Raw genomic sequence first — 4,627 nt, forward strand, 5'->3', positions numbered from 1 at the left:
CTTCCAAAGAGTAGGAATATCCATGGAGGAGATGAAGTCGGCGTTAATGAATGGTTTGCGGGTAGGAAGGTGTCAATCCTTGATGATTTTACGGTTGGAACTGTTGATCAAATCCTTCTTGCTGCCCTCAAACAAAAGCACCTTATGCTAAGGCACTTGGGCTTGTCTAATAAGGTTGTAGTCATAGATGAAGTCCACGCCTACGATGCATATATGTCTGTATTTTTGTACAGGGCCTTAAGGTGGCTGGGAGCCTACAAGGTTCCTGTTGTAATCCTTTCAGCGACCCTTCCTATTTCAAAAAGAAACGCACTTCTAGAAGAATATATGATTGGCGCTGGTCTTGGTTATGGGAAACTACCAAAACCAGAAGGCTTTGAAAATAATGAATCCTACCCACTTTTAACTTACAATGACGGGGTGACTATAAAACAATTTGCTGATTTTGAGACTAACGACGGTATAGATTATCAAATAATAAAAAATTCTAATGATGAGAGCGAAGACCTAGTGGACTTAATTAAAGAAAATACACCAATAGGTGGGAGTGTTGGCGTGATGGTAAATACAGTTAGGAAGGCCCAGGATTTTGCCAGACAGTGTATCGAATCTTTTGGTGAAGACAGGGTTGAGCTTTTGCATTCGTCTTTTATAGCTACTGACAGGTATAAAAAAGAAAAAAATCTAATAGATACAATTGGAAAAAATGGCAAAAGGCCTGATTTTAAAATCGTCATAGGTACCCAGGTAATAGAGCAATCCTTGGATATAGATTTCGATATCTTAATAACAGACCTCGCCCCAATGGACCTGATTCTTCAAAGAATGGGTAGGCTTCACAGGCATGGGGAAACTAAAAGGCCAATTAATCTTAAAAATCCTCTAGTTTACGTCTTAAATTGTGGTGGCTACGATTTTGATAAGGGAAGTTCTTTTGTATATTCACCTTATATTTTATTTAGGACTGAATATTATTTGCCAGAAAAAATAAACTTGCCAAATGACATTTCCCACCTTGTCCAACTTGTTTATGGAGATGAGGATTTGGATTTGGAAGAAGACTTACAGAAGTTATACGAAAAATATAGGGATAAACGTGATGAACAAATAAAAGATAAAGAAGTTAAGGCGAATGTTTACAGACTTGATAAACCTCTAAAAAAAGTCGCTGAAGGGAAAAATTTATCTAATTGGCTTAAAAATTCTAATAAAATGGCAGAATCATCTGATGTTAAGGCCAATGCCCAAGTTAGAGATAGCTCAGATACTATAGAAGTAATTGCCCTTAAGGCCTGCCAAGGTGGTTATGAATTTTTTGATCAACCGGGCCTCTTAGATCCATCAGACAATAAAACTGCTATGGAAATAGCAAAAAGGACCATAAAATTACCAAATGCTGTTTATTATGATAAAGATAATGGGTATATAATTGACAAGGTGATAGAAGATTTGGAAAAATATTATCTAGAAAATTTATTAGCCTGGAATGACCAAGCTTGGCTTAAAAATAGTCTAGCAATAATATTTGATTCAAACAATGAATTTAGGCTAGGAGATAAGCTTTTACTTTATGATGAAAAGTACGGTTTAATTGTAAAAGAGGAGGAGAAAGATGAGTGAATTTAACCTAATTGATGAAGCCTGGATACCGGTAATTACTGACTACAAGGGGACAACGAAGCTAGTTGGCTTGAGGGAATTTTTTCAAAATTGTCATAATTACCTGGACCTAGCTGGGGAAATGCCAACTCAAAATTTTGCGGTAATGAGATTTCTACTTGCCATCCTTCACACAGTTTTTTCAAGGTATGATGCAGATGGAAATCCTTATGAAATGGTGGCTTTAAATGACAGGATGCAACAAGTTGAAAATGTTGACGAAGAATATGAGGAGGACTACGAAGATGCCCTTATGGAAACCTGGGCTAATCTTTGGAAGGCAGGGATATTTCCTAAAATTGTAATAGATTATTTAGAATCTTGGCACGATAGATTTTATCTTTTTGATGATGAATATCCGTTTTATCAGGTAACTAAAGATGAAATCGAATCATCAAGGATAAGTAAGGAAAATCCAAGTGAAATACTAGGCAAAAATATAAATAGATTAATTTCTGAAAGCGGAAACAAAATAGCACTTTTTTCGCCAAAATCTAGTTTGAAAAATAATAAAGAGATATTAGATTATGATGAAGCAGCTAGGTGGATAATAGCTTTTCAATCATATACTGGATTATCTGATAAGGTGATTTTTGGCAAAGAAAAGTATAAGGCATCAAAAGGATGGCTGTTTGACCTTGGTGGAGTTTTTCTATCGTCTGATAACTTATATAAAGCACTTATCTTAAATTTAGTTTTAGTCAATACTTCTAACACTGATTATAATACAAATATTCAAAAACCAGTTTGGGAATACAAGCCTAGCGATATTATTAAAAAATATATGGGTGAAAATAAAATTGACAACATAGCCGAACTTTATACTTCTTATTCTAGAGCTATATATATAAGTGATTTTGATCCTGAAAAGCCTTTTAAAATGGGAATTGTAAAGCTTCCGGAAGTTTTACATGAAAATAACTTTCTGGAGCCAATGACCGTTTGGAGATATAACAATAATGGACCTAATAAGGGCAAATTTACTCCAAGAAAACACCAATTAAACAAGTCCTTGTGGAGAACATTTGGTTTAATTACAGAGACTGAAGATGCTAATGAAGGAAATGAAAATACAGCAAAAAGAAAACCAGGTATAATTGATTGGTTGAATTCTCTTGATAAATACATTGGAAATGACCTTGTAAAAATAAACTCTATAAGTATGGAAGATGATGGCAACGCTACATCTTGGGTTCCTGTTAATGAAATTGTTGATAGCTTATATATTGAGGGTGATATATTAAATGATCTAGATAAAGAAGGATGGGTTGGTAGAATTAATCAAGTTATTGATAAGACAAAAGATGTTGTAGATAAAGTTTTCAGGGCTTTTGTAAATGATACTAAAAAAATTAGAAATATTGATTCTAATGACTATGTTTCTAAATATACCGAAAATCTTTACTATGAGCTTGATAAGCCTTTTAGGGATTGGCTATTAAGTATTGATTACGAGGATAGTATGGATGAAAAAACAGATGCATGGTACAAGGAATTAAAGAAAATAACCATTAGCCAGGCAGAGAAAATTGTGGCTGAAGCTGGGCCAAGAGATTTTACAGGTATCGTTGAAAATGAATCTGTAAAAAATATTGCAACTGCCTTTAACTTTTTTATAGCAAGAATAAACAAAGAATTATAAAGGAGGTAGGAATGGAAGAACCTAAATTAAATGTTTATAAGGAAACGGCAAAGATTTTAAGAACCCTTGACAATGCTAGGGATACACCGAGAACTAAGGCCATCTTTGCTAATATTAGAAATTCGATTAATAAAGACTCGTCTTTTAATATGGATGCCTTGGCCTTTGTATTTCAAAATATACCAGAAGAATTTTTAGGCTTCAATAAAAATCTGAATGATTATGAAAAGGCAATCCTAACAGCTGTTCAGATGTACGCCCTCCACCAACAAGCGAAAGTCGAGTCAGTTTTAAAGCTTGATTATGAAGAAGGGGAGAGAAGGCAAAACTTAGGAGATGCCTTAAAAACTGTGAGAGATAAGGAAGACGATACCAAAGCACTCGATAGAAGGTTTAATGGTATGATTACCTCAAGCAATTTTGAAGAATTAAGCCACCACCTAAGGCAGATGATAAAACTTTTGAAGGCCAAATCTGATGCCAAGGTTGACTATGCCAGTTTGGCTAACGACCTCTATTGGTTTTTGAAAAATCAAAGAGAAGGGCTCAAAATAAAATGGTCAAGATCTTATTACAAATCAAATAAAAAAGAAAGGGACGATAAAAATGCAAAATAAAATTAATAACAGATTATTTCTAGATATCCACGCCATCCAAACAGTACCACCAGCAAATATTAATAGGGACGATACAGGAAGTCCAAAGACTGCTCAATACGGCGGTGTTACCAGGGCTAGAGTTAGCTCTCAATCTTGGAAGAGGGCTATCAGAAAATATTTTAATGAAATTGGTGATGTGGAAAATGTAGGTATAAGGTCGCTTGAAATTGTAAAGTATGTGGCTAATAAAATTATAGAAAAAGATGAGTCTATAAGTCTAGATGACGCTATAGTTATGGCAGAAAAAACAATAAATGATGGAAAAATCTCTACCAAAGATCATAAAGCAAAGGCATTATTTTTTATGAGTGATAAGCAAGCAGAAAAACTTGCTCAAGCAAGTATTGATAAAGTTACTGATAAAAAACAACTTGAAGCTATCTTGAACGATGATATTTCAATTGATATAGCATTGTTTGGTAGAATGGTGGCAGATAACACCATTTTAAATGAAGACGCATCAAGCCAGGTTGCTCATGCTATCTCAACCCATGCCATCCAAAGTGAGTTTGACTTCTTTACAGCTGTTGATGACCTAGCTCCAGAAGATAATGCGGGAGCTGGTATGCTTGGTACAGTTGAATACAATTCATCAACCCTCTACCGTTATGCAAATATTGCCCTTCACGATTTTTATAGACACCTAACAGCCAAAGAAGAGACTATA

Annotated in this window: 4 protein-coding genes; all 4 read left to right on the top strand. The window is 34.7% G+C overall.

What is annotated here, in order from left to right:
* The coding region (gene cas3, locus RQ907_RS07755; protein ID WP_311492801.1) for a CRISPR-associated helicase Cas3' at positions 1-1,620 on the top strand (1,620 nt) is incomplete at its 5' end.
* Positions 1,613-3,301: a type I-E CRISPR-associated protein Cse1/CasA gene (locus RQ907_RS07760; protein ID WP_311492802.1), complete on the top strand. Its 1,689-nt coding sequence runs from the start codon at positions 1,613-1,615 to the stop codon at positions 3,299-3,301. The genes cas3 and RQ907_RS07760, both read left to right, overlap by 8 nt.
* An 11-nt stretch (positions 3,302-3,312) precedes the next feature.
* On the top strand, positions 3,313-3,918 hold the full coding sequence (gene casB / locus RQ907_RS07765; protein ID WP_311492803.1) for a type I-E CRISPR-associated protein Cse2/CasB: 606 nt from the start codon (positions 3,313-3,315) through the stop codon (positions 3,916-3,918).
* On the top strand, positions 3,908-4,627 hold a 720-nt coding region (cas7e, locus tag RQ907_RS07770; protein ID WP_311492804.1), incomplete at its 3' end, for a type I-E CRISPR-associated protein Cas7/Cse4/CasC. The genes casB and cas7e, both read left to right, overlap by 11 nt.

This window comes from uncultured Anaerococcus sp. (assembly GCF_963510575.1).
Classification (GTDB): domain Bacteria; phylum Bacillota; class Clostridia; order Tissierellales; family Peptoniphilaceae; genus Anaerococcus.